Raw genomic sequence first — 14573 nt, 5'->3', positions numbered from 1 at the left:
CGCACGCTCCGGCGCCGCAGCCAGACCGATGGCATGAGGTGGGAGACGATCAGTCGCCTCGCCTGTGACTGCCTCCCCAGGCCCAACATCCGTCATCCTTGGCCGCGAGCACGCTTCGCCGTCACTCACCCGAGGTGGGAGCCGTATGCGGGAAAGCCGCACGTACGGATCTGTGCGGGGGGCGCTCAGCAATGAGCGTCCCTACCGCGACCGCTGCGCTCGCAATGACGATTGTGGAGGCGCCGCGTTTTTATCTAGCCCCGTCCCACGAACGGCATCTTGGTTGCCATCACCGTCATGAAAAGCACGTTGGCGTCCAGCGGCAAGCCGGCCATGTAGGCGACGGCGTCGCCGACCGCCTTGGCGTCCATCCGCGGCTCGTGCTTCATGGTGCCGTCGGCCTGCATCACGCCGGGGCCGGCCACCATGCGGTCGGTCATCGGCGTGGCCGCATTGCCGATGTCGACCTGGCCGACCGCGATGTCATACATGCGCCCGTCAAGGTTGGAGGCCCTGGTGAGGCCCGTGATGGCGTGCTTGGTCGAGGTGTAGGCTGCCGAGAACGGCCGCGGCGCGTGCGCCGAGATCGAACCGTTGTTGATGATGCGCCCGCCGCGCGGGGTCTGGTCCTTCATGATGCGGAAGGCGTGCTGGGTGCACAGGAACGGGCCGGTCAGGTTGGTGTTCACCACCGCCTGCCACTGCTCGAGGCTCAGATCCTCGAAATTCACCGGCGGCGCGCCCATGCCGGCATTGTTGAAGAGCACATCCAGCCGGCCATAGGTCTGCGCCACCTTGGCGAACAGCGCGGCGATCGAGCCGGGATCGGTCATGTCGGCGGAGACGCAAAGGCTCTTTCCCTCGGGGCCGAGCTTTGCGGTCTCATCGAGCTTGTCCAGCCGGCGCCCCGCGAGCACCACGGTGAAACCGGTGTTCATCAGCGCCAGTGCTGCCGCGCGCCCGACTCCGGTGCCGGCGCCCGTCACCACTGCGATCTTTTTTGCTTCGCTCATCGTTTCCTGCCTTTTCTCTTATGCTGTCAGGTTTTGGGTTCTTTTTCGTTCTTGTAGGGCGGCCGCGGGATGTTCTGGTGCGCCGCGCGCAACGCCGCCGACCAGCGCGAGCGTAGATCGTGGAAGTAGGGCTCGCCCGCTTCGATGCGATGGTTGAGATCGGCATCGCAGGCATCGCTGCGCACCACCAGTACGTCGATCGGCAGGCCGACGCCGAGATTCGAGCGCATGGTCGAATCCATCGAGATCAGGCCGGTCTTCAGCGCCTCGTAGAGCTCGACGTCGTAATGCATGGCGCGGTCGAGCACCGGCTTGCCGTATTTGTGCTCGCCGATCTGCAAATAGGGCGTGTCGGTGGTGCACTCGATGAAATTGCCGGCGGTGTAGACCATGAACAGGCGCATCCGCGCGCCCTTGATCTGGCCGCCGAACAGGAAGGAGACGTCGAACGAGACGTCCTCGGATTTCAGCGCCGGGCCTTCGGTGGCATGCACCGCCCGGATCGCCCGCCCGATGCGCTGGGCCGCCTGGAACATGGTCGGCGCGTTCATCAGCGTCTCGATGTCGCCCGTGTCGGGATCTTCGAGGCCTTCGGTGAGCGTGGAGAGCACCGACTGGCTGATGGCGAGGTTGCCGGCGCTGGCGATCGCCATGATGCGCTCGCCGGGCTTGGAGAAGATGTGGAGCTTGCGGAAAGTCGAGACGTTGTCGAGGCCGGCATTGGTGCGGGTGTCGGCGATCATGACGAGCCCGTCCCGAACCAGGATTCCGCAACAATAGGTCATTTCCAGTCCCCGAACGCGAGCGTTTGCGCGGAATTACTAGCCAATTTCAAGGGGCTGGTCCAATCCCAATTCCCGGGGGGGAGGTCGTCATTTCGGGGCGCGACAACGTCGCGAACCCGGAATCCATTTCTCCGTCTGCGCTGTTTGGCCCGATGGATTCCGGGTTCGCGCTAAGCACGCCCCGGAATGACAGTTAGCTCTGCCGCTGCGATTGAGACTGCGATTGGCCGCCGCGGCCGGCCTGCTCGACCTTGACCGCGACCGTCAGCGTCTCCGTGCCACCGCCATAGCGGGTGCCGCGCACCGGCGCTGCGCCCAAATAATCCAGTCCGATCGCGACGCGGACATGGGCGTCCGTGGTGCAGATGCTATTGGCAGGATCGAAGCCGACCCACCCCAAATCAGGCACGAAAGCTTCCGCCCAGGCGTGCCCCGCCTCCTGGTTGACCGTGCCGTCGGACCGCAAGAAGTGGCCGGAGACGAAGCGCGCCGGCACGCCGGCGGTGCGGGCGCAGGCGATAAAGATGTGCGCGTAGTCCTGGCACACGCCGCGCTTGAGCGTGAACGCTTCGGCTGCCGAAGTGCCGCTGTTGGTCGGGTCCTCGTCGAAGGTCATGTGCTCGCCGATCTGGGTCATCAGCGTGTGCAGGAAACCCAGCGTGTCGCTCTCGGCTTCGCTGCGCAACTGCAGCGCCACTGCCGCCATCGCTGGATTGACCTCGGTGAGTTCAGTCGTGCGCAGGAACATGCCCGCCGGAAAGCGCTCGTCGGCGCCGCGCAGCACGCCGCCGGTATCGTGGGTCTCGATCAGGCCCTCGGCGGTGATCTTGATGTCGCCGACGGGTCCGCAGGACAAGACATGGGTGACGTTGCCGAACGCGTCCTCATGGGTGTCGAGCTTGGTGTCGGTCGAGACGTCGATCTGCCATTCCGCCACGTACTGCCCGTCGTGGCTGCCCGGCGTCATGCGCAGGATCTGGATCACGCCGGTGACAGACGGCTCGTAGCGATAGGTCGTAGTGTGCAGGATTCGCAGGCGCATGGTGGACCGTGCAGCTAATGGTTAGGCCCGACTGCCTACCGCGAAGGAGCTCGTCATGCCCGGGCTTGTCCCGGGCATCCACGCTCTTCCTCGACGCGTGGAAGCAAGAACGTGGATGGCCGGGACAAGCCCGGCCATGACGATATCCCATTTCGTCAGCCGGGGGACATCAGATCAAATACTGCTTCGTGACGATTTCGCCCAGCCTGGAATTGTCGGCGATGAATTCCTGAATGAATTCATGCACGCCATGCTGGAAAATGTCGTTCATATTGCTGTGCTCGAGCCGGTTGCGGATGCCGCGGGCATGGCGCTGTGCGGGGCCCTGGCGGCCATAAGCGACGCCGATCTGGTCGAGATTGCGCACCAGATTGCCGTAGCAGCTTGCCAGCGAACGCGGCAGCGTGTCGTTGAGGATCAAGAGATCCGCGATCAGCCAGGGTTTCAGCGTCTCGCGATAGACCCAGTGATAGGCAGTCAGCGCCGAGACCGAGCGCAGGATCGAGCTCCACTGATAGAAGTCGAGCGGGCCACCGACGTGCTCCTCCTCGGGCAGCAGCACGTGATACTTCACGTCGAGAATACGCGCGGTGTTGTCGGCGCGTTCGAGATGGAGGCCGAGGCGCGAGAACCAGTAGGCGTCGTTGCGCAGCATGGTCCGGTAGGCCGAGCCATCAAAGCGCAGCGAAGTCTCCTGAACGAAGCGCAGGAATTTTGCCAGCTCCTCGCGCGTCGAGGTGCCCTTGCTCCAGACTTCCTGCAATTCGATCCAGGCCGAGTTGATGGTGTCCCACATCTCGCTGGTCAGCGCCGTGCGCACCGAGCGCGAGTTCAGCCGCGCCGCCTCGATGCAGTTCCGGATCGAGGAGGGATTGCTCGCCGAGAACGAGAGATAGTCGACCACGTTGTGCTCGTTGGCTTCCTCGTAGGTCTGATAGAAGCTCGCGGCGACGCCGGCGGTCAGCAGCGCCGAGTCCCATTCATTGGTCTTGCCGATATAGGCAGCCGGAAGCGCGGTGACGCGCAGCGTCGCATCGATCGTGCGTGCAAGGTACTCGGCCCGTTCGACGTAGCGGGCGAGCCAGTAGAGGTTTTCGGCGGTGCGCGACAGCATCTCTCTACTCGTCCAGGATCCAGGTGTCTTTGGTGCCGCCGCCCTGGCTCGAATTGACCACCAGGGAGCCTTCCTTCAGCGCCACGCGGGTGAGCCCGCCCGGCACGATGGTGGTGCTCTTGCTGCCGGTGAGCACGAAGGGCCGCAGATCGACATGGCGCGGCGCAAGGCCGCTTGCCGTGCAGGTCGGGCAGGTCGAGAGCGCCAGCGTCGGCTGCGCGATAAAGCCTTCCGGCTCGCGCTTGAGCTTTTCGCGGAAGGCTTCGATGGTCGCCTTGGTGGCGGCGGGTCCGATCAGCATGCCGTAACCGCCGGAGCCGTGCACTTCCTTCACGACGAGTTCGCCGAGATTGTCCAGCACGTAAGCCAGATCCTTCGGCTCGCGGCAGCGCCAGGTCGGCACGTTCTTCAGGATCGGCTCCTCGCCGAGATAGAATTTCACGATGTCCGGCATGTAGGAGTAGATCGCCTTGTCGTCGGCGATGCCGGTGCCGACGGCGTTTGCGAGCGTAATGTTGCCGGCTGCATAGGCCGACATCAGTCCGGGTACGCCAAGCACGGAGTCGGGGCGGAAGGTGAGGGGGTCGATGAAATCGTCATCGACGCGGCGATAGATCACGTCGACCCGTTTCAGCCCCTCGGTCGTCCGCATGAACACTTCGTTGTTCTTGATGATGAGGTCACGCCCCTCCACCAGTTCGATGCCGAGCTTGTCGGCGAGGAAGGAGTGCTCGTAATAGGCCGAGTTGTACACGCCGGGCGTGAGCAGGGCGACCGTCGGCTCGCCCGAGGCGCCCTGCGGCGCCACCGAGCGCAAGGCCGAGAGCAGCTCGTCCGGATAGCGCTCCACCGGCGCCACTCTGTGGCGGGCGAACAGGTCCGGAAACAGCCGCATCATGATCTCGCGGTTTTCCAGCATGTAGGACACGCCGGACGGCGTGCGTGCGTTGTCCTCGAGCACGATGAAGTCCTCGGCGTCGACCCGGACGATGTCGATGCCGGCGATGTGCACGTAGACGTCGTGCGGCACCTGATGGCCGTTCATCTCGGGACGGAACACCGGGTTCTGGAAGATCAGATCGTCGGGCACGACCTCGGCGCGCAGGATGTCGCGGCCGTGATAGATGTCGCGCAGGAACATGTTGAGCGCGCGCACGCGCTGTTTCAGGCCCTTCTCCAGTAACCCCCATTCCTTGCCGGACATGATCCGCGGGATCACGTCGAACGGGATCAGGCGCTCGGTGGACTCGGCCTCGCCATAGACGGCGAAGGTGATGCCGATCCGGCGGAACAGGAGCTCGGCCTCCTGGCGGCGATATTCGAGCGCCTCGGGAGGCGTCTCCTTGAGCCAGCGCGCCAACTCCTGGTAGGCGGGGCGAAGATCCCCGCCTGGAATGTTCATTTCATCAAAGGCGACTGCCATAGATCCCGACTGTTTTCCCCAGGCGTTGCGGCCCAATGCTCAGGTCGTTGGTAGACCGCAACGTCCTGTGGCCATGCGGCAAGAGTGCATGACTTCCCTAGGTGGTAGCAAGGGCCGGGCCAGCGCGATATGCAATGGACTGATGGCATTTGGCGAGGATGGCCGAAAGTTTGCCTGAAAAAATGGCTGAGGACTGCTTATTTCGGCAGCAAAACCGCGTGACTTCAACGCGTTACCCCGGCAAATTCGGCGCGACAGGTGAGGGACTTAAGGCATGAGCGAGATCGTCACGGCGGGCATTCTGGTCATTGGGGATGAAATCCTGTCGGGCCGGACCAAGGACAAGAATATCGGCTTCATCGCCGAATACCTGACCAATATCGGTATCGACCTCAAGGAAGTCCGGGTCGTCTCCGACGACGAGGACGACATCATCGCCGCTCTGAATGCGCTGCGGCGACGCTATACCTATGTCTTCACCACCGGCGGCATCGGGCCGACCCATGACGACATCACCGCCGACAGCGTCGCCAAAGCGTTCGGCGTCGGCATCGACCACCATCCCGAAGTGGTGGCGCGTTTCCGCGAGCGCTGGAGCGAGCAGGACCTCAACGAGGCGCGGTTGCGCATGGCCCGCATACCCGACGGCGCCGAGCTGATCCAGAGCGCGACCATCCTCGCCCCCGGCTTCAAGATCGGCAATGTCATCGTGATGGCGGGCGTGCCGTCGATTATGCAGGCCATGATGGACATCGTCGCGCCCAAGCTGAAATCCGGTGTCCGGATGCTGTCTGAATCGGTCCGCGCCAATGCGCGGGAGGGCGATATCGGCGGTCCGCTGCGGGCGATCGCCGCCGAACACCCCGACACCATCATCGGCAGCTATCCGTTCATGGACGAGGACTCGAAGCCGAACACCAATCTGGTCGTGCGCTCGCGCGATGCGCACAAGCTCGCGGCGGCAATGGCGGCGGTGAAGGAAATGCTGGCGGGATTGAACATCACCCGCTAAAGCGCCCGGCTTACCGTGCGCTTTAGCTCTTTATTTGAGCATGATCTTGTCGGAAAACCGCTACGCACTTTTCCGGATCATGCTTTGGCAGGAAAGCTGCCGGACGATGATTGGCAGGAGAGGACGATGGGCGGTGAAACACCGGAACTGAGCGCGCAGGAGCGGGCAGGCAAGGCCTTTCCGGTCTCGTGGGACCAATTCCACCGGGACTGCCGGGCGCTGACCTGGCGGCTCAACGAGGTCGGTCCGTTTCACGCGGTGATCGCGATCACCCGCGGCGGCCTGGTGCCGGCTGCGATCGTGGCGCGCGAGTTGGGTGTGCGGGTGATTGATACCGTCTGCATTGCCAGCTACGACCACACCAAGCAGGGCGAGCTTCAGGTCCTCAAGGGCATTTCGGACGCGGCGATGAAGCTTGGCGGCGGCACCGGCAAGGGTCTACTCATCGTCGACGATCTCGTCGACACCGGCAAGACCGGCAAGCTGGTGCGCGAGATGCTGCCCGATGCGCATTTCGCTACCGTCTACGCCAAGCCGAAGGGACGCCCGCTGGTCGACACCTTCATCACCGAGGTTTCGCAGGACACCTGGATCTTCTTCCCCTGGGACACCGCGCTCTCCTACCTCCCGCCGCTCCGCGACGGCGCGGCGTGATCTTTCGCCTCTCCCCGCGTGCGCCGCGTGCGGGGAGAGGCCGGATTGCATCGAAGATGCAATCCGGGTGAGGGGGAGCTTCCGCGAGTCGCGCTCCCACCATGTTTGTGGAAGCAGCCCCTCATCCCGACCATCTCCCCGTAAGAACGGGGCGAGGGAGAAGAGGCCGCCATGCCCCTGCAAAACCGCGTCACGCCCACCGGCGACATCATCGCCACGCCGCATCGCGGGATGTTCACCGGCAATCGCGGCATCATCCATGATCCCGCGACCAAGACGCTGCTCAGGAAGCGCTGGTCGTCGCCGGCCTGGATCACCTGCCTCTGTGAATTCCGCGGCTGGCGCCGGCCGGTGATGGCGCGGCGGAGCTGGACCGAGCTGTTTTTTCTCGACGAGGCGACCGCGCTTGCCGCCGGCCACCGGCCTTGCTTCTTCTGTCGCCGCGACGATGCCAAACGCTTTCGTGCCGCATGGCAAGCGGGGAATGGTACAAGCGACCTCAGCGCGAAAGCGATGGACGCGGTGCTGCATCGCGAGCGCCTTGATCGCCGCAACAAGCGACTGCATGCCCTTCCAATGCCACTGGCAGAATTACCCGACGGCGCGATGGTGCAACAGGGCGAAGAGAGCTTCCTGCTGATGCAGGGTAGGGCGCTATTGTGGTCGCCGGCAGGTTATGTCGCTGACGTGCGCGCTCCCGCTCGACCGATGTTGCTGACGCCACCGTCGACGCTGCGCGCAATCATTGCCGGCTATCAGCCAACACTGCTCCCAGCCACAAGGGGGGAGGGAACGCAGCGTGCTCTGCGGCGCTAGCGTAGCGGCCGTCCCTCTTCAGATCACCGCCATCACCTCAGCTTCTCGCGCGCCAGCGCGGCGCCGGCGCCGAGCGCCATCAGCTTGGCTTCGGCGATATCCCGCCGCATCGGCGCCATGCCGCAATTGGTGGTGGCGATGATGTTGCTCTTGGATACGAATTTCGACACGGCGTCGATCACCTGCACCACGTCGTCGGCGCTCTCGACCGTATCGCTGGCGACATCGATCACGCCGGCCTGCACGATCTTGTTCTTGAGCAGCGCGAGCAGCTCGAGCGGCACCTTCGAATTACGGCACTCGATCGCGACCTGCTGGATCGGACTTGCATCGATCGCCGGAAAGATCTGCTCATACTGCCGCCATTGCGCGCCGAGCGTTTCCTTCCAGTCGGTATTGGCCTTGATGCCGTAGCCGTAGCAGATGTGCACTGCCGTGGCGCAGGTGAGGCCTTGCGCCGCGCGCTCCAGCGCCTTGACGCCCCAGTCGTTGACCTCGTCCATGTAGACGTTGAAGGCGGGCTCGTCGAATTGCACGAGATCGACGCCATCGGCCTGCAGCGCCTTGGCCTCTTCATTCAGGAGCTCGGCGAAAGCGAACGCCATCTTGACGCGATTGTCATAGTAGCGGTCCGCGATGGTGTCGATGATGGTCATCGGGCCGGGCAGGGTGAATTTCAGCTTCTTCTTCGTATGCGTGCGTGCGAGGCGCGCCTCGTCGGCATGTACGCGGCCCTTGAGGCGGAGCGGCGCGACCACTTGCGGCACCATCGCCTTGTAGCGGTCCTTGCGGATGCCCATCTCGACTTTATGGGCGAAATCGATGCCGTCGACCTTCTCGAGGAAGCCGTGCACGAAATGCTGCCGGGCCTGCTCGCCCTCGGTGACGATGTCGATGCCGGCGTCTTCCTGAAGCTTCACCGCGAGCATCGTGGCATCCCGCTTGGCGCGAGAAAGCTCCTCGCCTTGCGACTTCCAGGGCGCCCAGAGCATGTTGGGCTCGGCGAGCCATTCCGGTTTCGGCAAGGAGCCGGCGATCGTGGTAGGAAACAGCATGGCGGTCCTCCCGGCGGGTTGTGATTGCGCCCCTTCCTGCCATGTCTTAACGTCGAGGTACAGAACAAGAAAGGCCGCCTCCTCATCGGGAAACGTTGATGCTCGGGGGAGCTAGCAAGGCAGTTCCGAGGAAGCAGTAGTGCCAGCCCATACTCGTCATTGCGAGCGAAGCGAAGCAATCCAGAATCTTTCGGCAGCCTGGATTGCTTCGCTTCGCTCGCAATAACGGAAGAGAGGGCCAAGCGAATATGACCAAGGGAAACACCATGATCGAATTCTTCTTCGACTGTTCCAGCCCCTGGACCTATCTCGCCTTCCACAACATCCAGCCGCTGGCAAAGGAACTCGGCGCCGAGATCATTTGGCGGCCGATCCTGGTCGGCGGCATCTTCAACACGGTCAATCCGAGCGTCTATGCGCAGCGCGAGACGCCGGTGCCGTTGAAGGCGCGCTATATGAAGAAGGATCTTGAGGATTGGGCACGTTCAGCGGGCCTGTCGATCAAGATGCCGCCGACGGTGTTTCCGGTGAACAGCGTCAAGGCGATGCGCGGCTGCATCTGGGTTGGCAACGACATGGTGCCGTTCGCGACCGCATTGTTCGAGGCCTATTGGGGCGATGACAAGGACATCTCGCAGGACGCGGTGCTCGCCGAGATCTGCAGGAAGGTCGGAATTGACGAGCAGAAATTCTTCGCCGGCATTTCGGAGCAGGGGATCAAGGACCAGCTCAAGGCCAACACCGAGGAGGTCGTTGCGCGCGGCGGGTTCGGATCGCCGACGATCTTCGTCGGCAAGACCGACATGTATTTCGGCAACGACCGCTTGCCGCTGATCCGCGAGGCGCTGCTGCGCCGCAAGGCGAGTGCGGCCTGATGGTTCGGGCGGTCGTCTGCCGCGAACTCGGCGCGCCCGAGACATTGCGGCTGGAGGAGTTTCCGTCGCGGCCACTGCAGCCGGGCGAGGTGCGCGTGGCGATTCGCGCCGCGGGCCTGAATTTTCCGGATGTGCTGATGGTGGCCGGTGAGTATCAGCTCAAGCCCGAATTGCCGTTCACGCCGGGCATGGAGGCTGCGGGCGATGTGACCGAGGTAGGTGCGGAGGCGAGGGGCGTCGCTGTCGGTGACAAGGTCATCGTCAAGATGCGCCATGGCGCGTTCACGGACGAAGCCGTCGTCACGCCATCGCAGCTCACGCCGATGCCATCGACGTTTGACTATGCGGAAGCTGCAACTTATCTTGCCGGCCATGGCACCGCCTATCACGCGCTGATTGACCGCGGCCGGGTCCAGCCCGGCGAGGTGTTGCTGGTGCACGGCGCCGGCGGCGGCGTCGGCCTTGCCGCTGTCGAGATCGGCAAGATGCTGGGCGCGACCGTGATTGCAACTGCCTCCAGCGACGAGAAGCTCGCCATTGCGAAGGCGCGCGGCGCCGATCATCTCGTGCGTTACGACCGCGAGTCGTTTCGTGATGCCGTCAAGCGCATTACCGATGGCCGGGGCGCCGACGTCGTGTTCGATCCCGTCGGCGGCGAGGTGTTCGAGGACTCGATGCGTTGCATTGCGTGGGGCGCGCGGCTGCTGGTGATTGGCTTCACCGGCGGCATCGGCTCGGCCAAGACCAATCTGCTGCTGATCAAGGGCGCAAGCGTGCTCGGCGTGCGTGCCGGCGAAGCCGTGCGGAAAAATCCCGCGCTTGGCGAGGTGCGCCTGAAGGCGTTGCTGAAATGGGCGGAGGAAGGCAAGCTGCGCCCCAACGTCTCGCATCGCCTGCCGCTGGAGGATTACGCCAAAGCGATGCGGCTCTTGATCGAGCGCAAGGCGATCGGGCGCGTGGCGCTGGTGATGGAATGACGGTGTCATGCCCCGCGAAGGCGGGGAATCCAGTAATCACCAGCGGTCGTGATAATTGACGCTGGTGGAATACTGGATCACCCGCCCCAGTGCGCAACTGCGCACAAGGCGGGTGATGACAGTTGAGAGCGAGGCACGAGCTCCGGGTCACTTGTACTCCCGCTCGCTCCACCACGGGAAATAGTCCGGCATGTCGCTAGACACCTTGTTCTTGAACTGGGCGGGACGCTTCTCCAGGAACGACACCACGCCTTCCTTGACGTCATCGGAGCGGCCGCGGGCGTAGATGCCGCGGCTGTCGACCTTGTGGGCTTCCATCGGATCGTCGGCGCCCATCATGCGCCACATCATCTGGCGGATCAGCGCCACCGATACCGGCGCGGTCTTTGCGCAAAATTCCCTGGCGAGCGCGCGTGCGGTCGGCAAGAGATCATCCGGCGGCACGACCTTGCTGACGAGACGGCCGGCGAGGGCTTCCTGCGCCGGGAAGACGCGGCCCGAATAGCACCATTCCAGCGCCTGCGAGATGCCGACGATGCGCGGCAGGAACCAGCTCGAGGCGGCCTCCGGCACGATGCCGCGCTGGGAGAACACGAAGCCGAAGCGTGCGGTCTCGGACGCAATGCGGATATCCATCGCGAGCTGCAGGGTGACGCCGATGCCGACGGCGGGGCCGTTCACCGCGGCAATCACCGGCTTGAGGCATTTGAAGATGCGCAGCGTCACCTGGCCGCCGCCGTCGCGCACCTGCGGATCGCTGTAATCCACCTTGCCGTCGGCGAAGCGTTTCACCGGCCCGCGGCGTGCGTCGCGATCGAACGTGTCGGCGCCGGAGGAAAGGTCGGCGCCCGCGCAAAAGCCGCGGCCGGCGCCGGTGACGATGATGGCGCGGACGTTGTCGTCCTTGTCGGCGGCATCGAACGCGTCGATCAGCTCTCCTTGCATCTGCGCGTTGAAGGCGTTGAGCTTGTCGGGCCGGTTCAGCGTGATGGTGAGGATCTGCTCGGCGACCTCGTACTTGATCGTCTCATACGCCATGGTGGTTTCCTTCCCTCGTTTCTTTGTCGTTATCTTTAGCATGTCATTCCGGGGCGCGCGAAGCGCGAGCTATGATGCGCAATTGCGCATCTGAGAATCCATTGTGCGGCTTTGATGGTGGAAGAATGGATTCCGGGCTCGCGCCAAGCAAGGGGCGCGCCCCGGAATGACGGGCGTTCAGCTACTTCGCTGGCGGGCTCGGCCACGGCCGCTGCGGGCCGCGCAGGCCTTCGAACGCCTTGGCTATGCCGAGCACGCCGATATCGTCGAAGCGGCGGCCGACGATCTGCACGCCGATCGGGAAACCCTTGGCGTCGAAGCCGCCGTTGATGGAGATCGCCGGGTTCTCCGACATATTCCACGGCACGGTATAGGCGATGTGCTCGAACGGCTTCATGGGATCGTTGGTCGGCGATGCCCACTCCGCCGGATAGTTCACGTTTGGTGCGGTCGGCGAGATCACATAGTCGAGCTCGCAGAACAGTTTTGACGCCGCCGCGCGGATCGCCATGGTCTGGTTGAAGCCGCGGATCACGTCGACGCCGGATAGCTTTGCGCCGGATTGCCCCCATTTGAAGATGTAGGGCAGCACCTTGGCCTGCTCGGCGGGCGTCAGCTTCGACAGATCGTCCCACATCCGCGCGCGCCAGAAATTGTCGAGGCCGTCGAGCATCTCGCGCGTGAGGATGCCGTCGACTTCGGTGATCACGGCGCCGGCGGATTCGAACGCTTTCGCCGCCTTCACCGCGATGCCGCGCACCGGCTTATCCAGCGGTTGGCCGACGCCGGGATCGAGCATCAGCCCGATGCGCAATTTGCGCGGAGACTTCTCCAGGCCCTTCCAGTTGAGGGGCTCGGCGGGCAGGCTCATGCCGTCGCGCCGGTCGGGCTTTGCGATCACGCTCATCATCAGCGCGCAATCGTCGACGGTGCGGGTCATGGGTCCGGCGACGCGGCCGACATAGGCCGGCTCGATCGGCACGCGCCCAAAACTCGGCTTCAGTCCGACCAGCCCGCACCAGCTGGCGGGCAGGCGCACCGAGCCGCCGATGTCGGTGCCGAGATGCAGCGGACCATAACCGGCAGCAGCAGCAGCACCTGCACCGGCACTGGAGCCGCCGGGATTTTTGGTGAGGTCCCAGGGATTGCGCGCGAGCGCGTGGAAACTGGAGAGGCCGGACGACAGCATGCCGTAGTCGGGCATGGTGGTTTTGGCGAAGATGATCGCGCCGGCCTCGCGCAGGCGCGCGGCGGGCGGTGCATCCTTCTCGGCCGGCACGAGCTTGACGCTGGCCGCGCCCAGCGGCACCGGCACGCCCTTGATCGCGATGTTGTCCTTGATCGTGACCGGAACGCCGTCGAGCGGACCGGACGGCTCGCCGCCGGTCCAGCGCGCAGTCGAGGCCTTTGCGGCCTCGCGCGCGGCGTCGGGGTCGAACGCATAAAGCGCCTTGAGCTGCGGCTCCCACGCGGCGATGTGCTCGAGCACGTCCTCCAGCACCTCGCTCGGCGAGAACTGCTTTGCGCGATAGCCCGCGATCAGATCGACCGCGGAGAGATCGTGCAGCGGGGTGACCGCCTCTTCGACGCTCTTTTTATGCATGGGCACCAACCGGCATACGGGTCTCGATGATGCGGGCGAACACGCTGGCACCGATCGGCAGGATCTTGTCGTCGAGCACATAGCCGGGATTATGGACCGGCACCGAGCCGTCATGGCCGACCCAGAAATAGGCGCCGGGAATGGTTTGCAGCATGTCGGCAAAATCCTCGCTGCCCATCTTCGGCTGGGTGCGGGTGATCACCTTGGCGGGGTCGACGACGGTGCGCGCGGCGGCCTCGACCACCTTGGACTGCTCGACCTGGTTGACCAGCACGCCGAAAGTGTCGCGAATGTCGGCTTCGATCTCGCATTGGAAGGCGCTTGCGATACCGGCACAGATCGTGCGGATGCGCTCGCTGATCATGGCGCGGACTTCGTTCGAGAAGGTGCGGATGGTGCCGCAGAGATGCGCTTCGCCGGGGATCACGTTATACGCGGAGCCCGCATGGACCTGGGTGATCGAGATGACGGCGGATTGCAGCGGCTCGACGTTGCGACTGACGATGGTCTGGATCGCCTGCGCCAGCGTGGTCGCGATGATCACCGCATCCTTGGAGCGCTCGGGCATCGCGCCATGCGCGCCATAGCCGGTGATACGGAGGTCAAAGAAGTCGGCGCCGGCCATTGCCGGGCCGGGCAGGATCGCGATCTCGCCGAGATTGAGGTCGGGCGCGTTGTGCAGGCCGTAGAGCTCGTCGCAGGGGAACTTCTCGAACAGCCCGTCCTTGATCATCGCGCGGGCGCCGCCGAGGCCTTCCTCGGCCGGCTGGAAGATCAGATGCACGGTGCCGTCAAAGTTTTTGGTCTCGGCGAGATAGCGCGCGGTGCCGAGCAGCATGGTGGTGTGGCCGTCATGACCGCAGCCGTGGAAACGGCCGGGAATGGTCGAGCGCCAGCGCAGATTGGTGTTCTCTTCCATCGGCAGCGCGTCCATGTCGGCGCGAAGCCCGATGCGCTTGCCGCTCGAACCCTTGCCCTTGATGACGCCGATCACGCCGGTGCCGCCGAGGCCGCGATGCACCTCGATGCCCCAGCTCGTCAGCTTGTCGGCGACGATGCCGGAGGTGCGCACCTCCTCGAAGCCGATTTCCGGATGGGCGTGGAGGTCGCGGCGAATGGCGGTGAGTTCGTCGGCGTAGCCGTCGATACGGTCGATCGTGGGCATG

General features: G+C 64.3%; 14 protein-coding genes. 5 read left to right on the top strand and 9 right to left on the bottom strand.

What is annotated here, in order from left to right:
• Positions 1-254: 254 nt before the first annotated feature.
• The 5 genes from IVA82_RS12855 to IVA82_RS12835 form a co-directional block, all read right to left on the bottom strand.
• Positions 255-1013: an SDR family oxidoreductase gene (locus IVA82_RS12855; RefSeq protein WP_247390923.1), complete on the bottom strand. Its 759-nt coding sequence runs from the start codon at positions 1011-1013 to the stop codon at positions 255-257.
• Positions 1014-1039: 26 nt separating this feature from the next.
• On the bottom strand, positions 1040-1798 hold the full coding sequence (locus IVA82_RS12850; RefSeq protein ID WP_247390922.1) for a proteasome-type protease: 759 nt from the start codon (positions 1796-1798) through the stop codon (positions 1040-1042).
• Between the two features lie 193 nt (positions 1799-1991).
• A complete protein-coding gene (locus IVA82_RS12845) occupies positions 1992-2840 on the bottom strand; it encodes a transglutaminase family protein (RefSeq protein WP_247390921.1) in 849 nt (282 codons plus the stop codon).
• Between the two features lie 169 nt (positions 2841-3009).
• The gene (locus IVA82_RS12840; RefSeq protein WP_148742435.1) at positions 3010-3954 is read right to left on the bottom strand and encodes an alpha-E domain-containing protein; all 945 of its coding nucleotides are present in this window, start codon (positions 3952-3954) and stop codon (positions 3010-3012) included.
• 4 nt (positions 3955-3958) lie between these two features.
• Positions 3959-5377, bottom strand: a complete 1419-nt coding sequence (locus IVA82_RS12835; RefSeq protein WP_247390920.1) for a circularly permuted type 2 ATP-grasp protein — start codon at positions 5375-5377, stop codon at positions 3959-3961.
• A 274-nt stretch (positions 5378-5651) separates the two neighbouring features.
• Here IVA82_RS12835 and IVA82_RS12830 point away from each other — a divergent pair, with 274 nt between their 5' ends.
• The 3 genes from IVA82_RS12830 to IVA82_RS12820 all read left to right on the top strand — a co-directional run bounded on the left by IVA82_RS12830 (position 5652) and on the right by IVA82_RS12820 (position 7859).
• A complete protein-coding gene (locus IVA82_RS12830; protein ID WP_247390918.1) occupies positions 5652-6389 on the top strand; it encodes a molybdopterin-binding protein in 738 nt (245 codons plus the stop codon).
• Between the two features lie 126 nt (positions 6390-6515).
• Positions 6516-7043, top strand: coding sequence for a xanthine phosphoribosyltransferase (gpt, locus tag IVA82_RS12825; RefSeq protein WP_247390917.1), 528 nt, complete (start codon positions 6516-6518; stop codon positions 7041-7043).
• Between the two features lie 171 nt (positions 7044-7214).
• Positions 7215-7859, top strand: coding sequence for a hypothetical protein (locus IVA82_RS12820; RefSeq protein ID WP_247390916.1), 645 nt, complete (start codon positions 7215-7217; stop codon positions 7857-7859).
• Positions 7860-7891: 32 nt separating this feature from the next.
• Here the strand turns inward: IVA82_RS12820 and IVA82_RS12815 are convergent, their stop codons facing one another.
• A complete protein-coding gene (locus IVA82_RS12815) occupies positions 7892-8914 on the bottom strand; it encodes a methionine synthase (RefSeq protein WP_247390915.1) in 1023 nt (340 codons plus the stop codon).
• A 266-nt stretch (positions 8915-9180) separates the two neighbouring features.
• Between IVA82_RS12815 and IVA82_RS12810 the strand changes: the two genes are divergently transcribed.
• A complete protein-coding gene (locus IVA82_RS12810) occupies positions 9181-9789 on the top strand; it encodes a 2-hydroxychromene-2-carboxylate isomerase (protein WP_247390913.1) in 609 nt (202 codons plus the stop codon).
• The gene (locus tag IVA82_RS12805) at positions 9789-10766 is read left to right on the top strand and encodes an NADPH:quinone oxidoreductase family protein (protein ID WP_247390911.1); all 978 of its coding nucleotides are present in this window, start codon (positions 9789-9791) and stop codon (positions 10764-10766) included. Before IVA82_RS12810 ends, IVA82_RS12805 begins: the two co-directional genes overlap by 1 nt.
• Positions 10767-10913: 147 nt before the next feature.
• Here IVA82_RS12805 and IVA82_RS12800 read toward each other — a convergent pair whose 3' ends face one another.
• The 3 genes from IVA82_RS12800 to IVA82_RS12790 form a co-directional block, all read right to left on the bottom strand.
• The gene (locus IVA82_RS12800) at positions 10914-11804 is read right to left on the bottom strand and encodes a crotonase/enoyl-CoA hydratase family protein (protein WP_247390909.1); all 891 of its coding nucleotides are present in this window, start codon (positions 11802-11804) and stop codon (positions 10914-10916) included.
• 181 nt (positions 11805-11985) lie between these two features.
• Positions 11986-13407 (bottom strand): amidase, encoded by a 1422-nt coding sequence (locus IVA82_RS12795; RefSeq protein WP_247390907.1) that lies wholly within the window; start codon positions 13405-13407, stop codon positions 11986-11988.
• On the bottom strand, positions 13400-14572 hold the full coding sequence (locus IVA82_RS12790) for a M20 aminoacylase family protein (RefSeq protein ID WP_247390906.1): 1173 nt from the start codon (positions 14570-14572) through the stop codon (positions 13400-13402). The genes IVA82_RS12795 and IVA82_RS12790 overlap by 8 nt, the downstream gene beginning before the upstream one ends.
• Position 14573: the final 1 nt, after the last annotated feature.

Origin of the sequence: Bradyrhizobium sp. 142 (assembly GCF_023074015.1) — a bacterium.
Taxonomy (GTDB): Bacteria; Pseudomonadota; Alphaproteobacteria; order Rhizobiales; family Xanthobacteraceae; genus Bradyrhizobium.
Note: the sequence above shows the minus strand (reverse complement) of the source record. Positions and strands in the feature narration are given on the sequence as shown.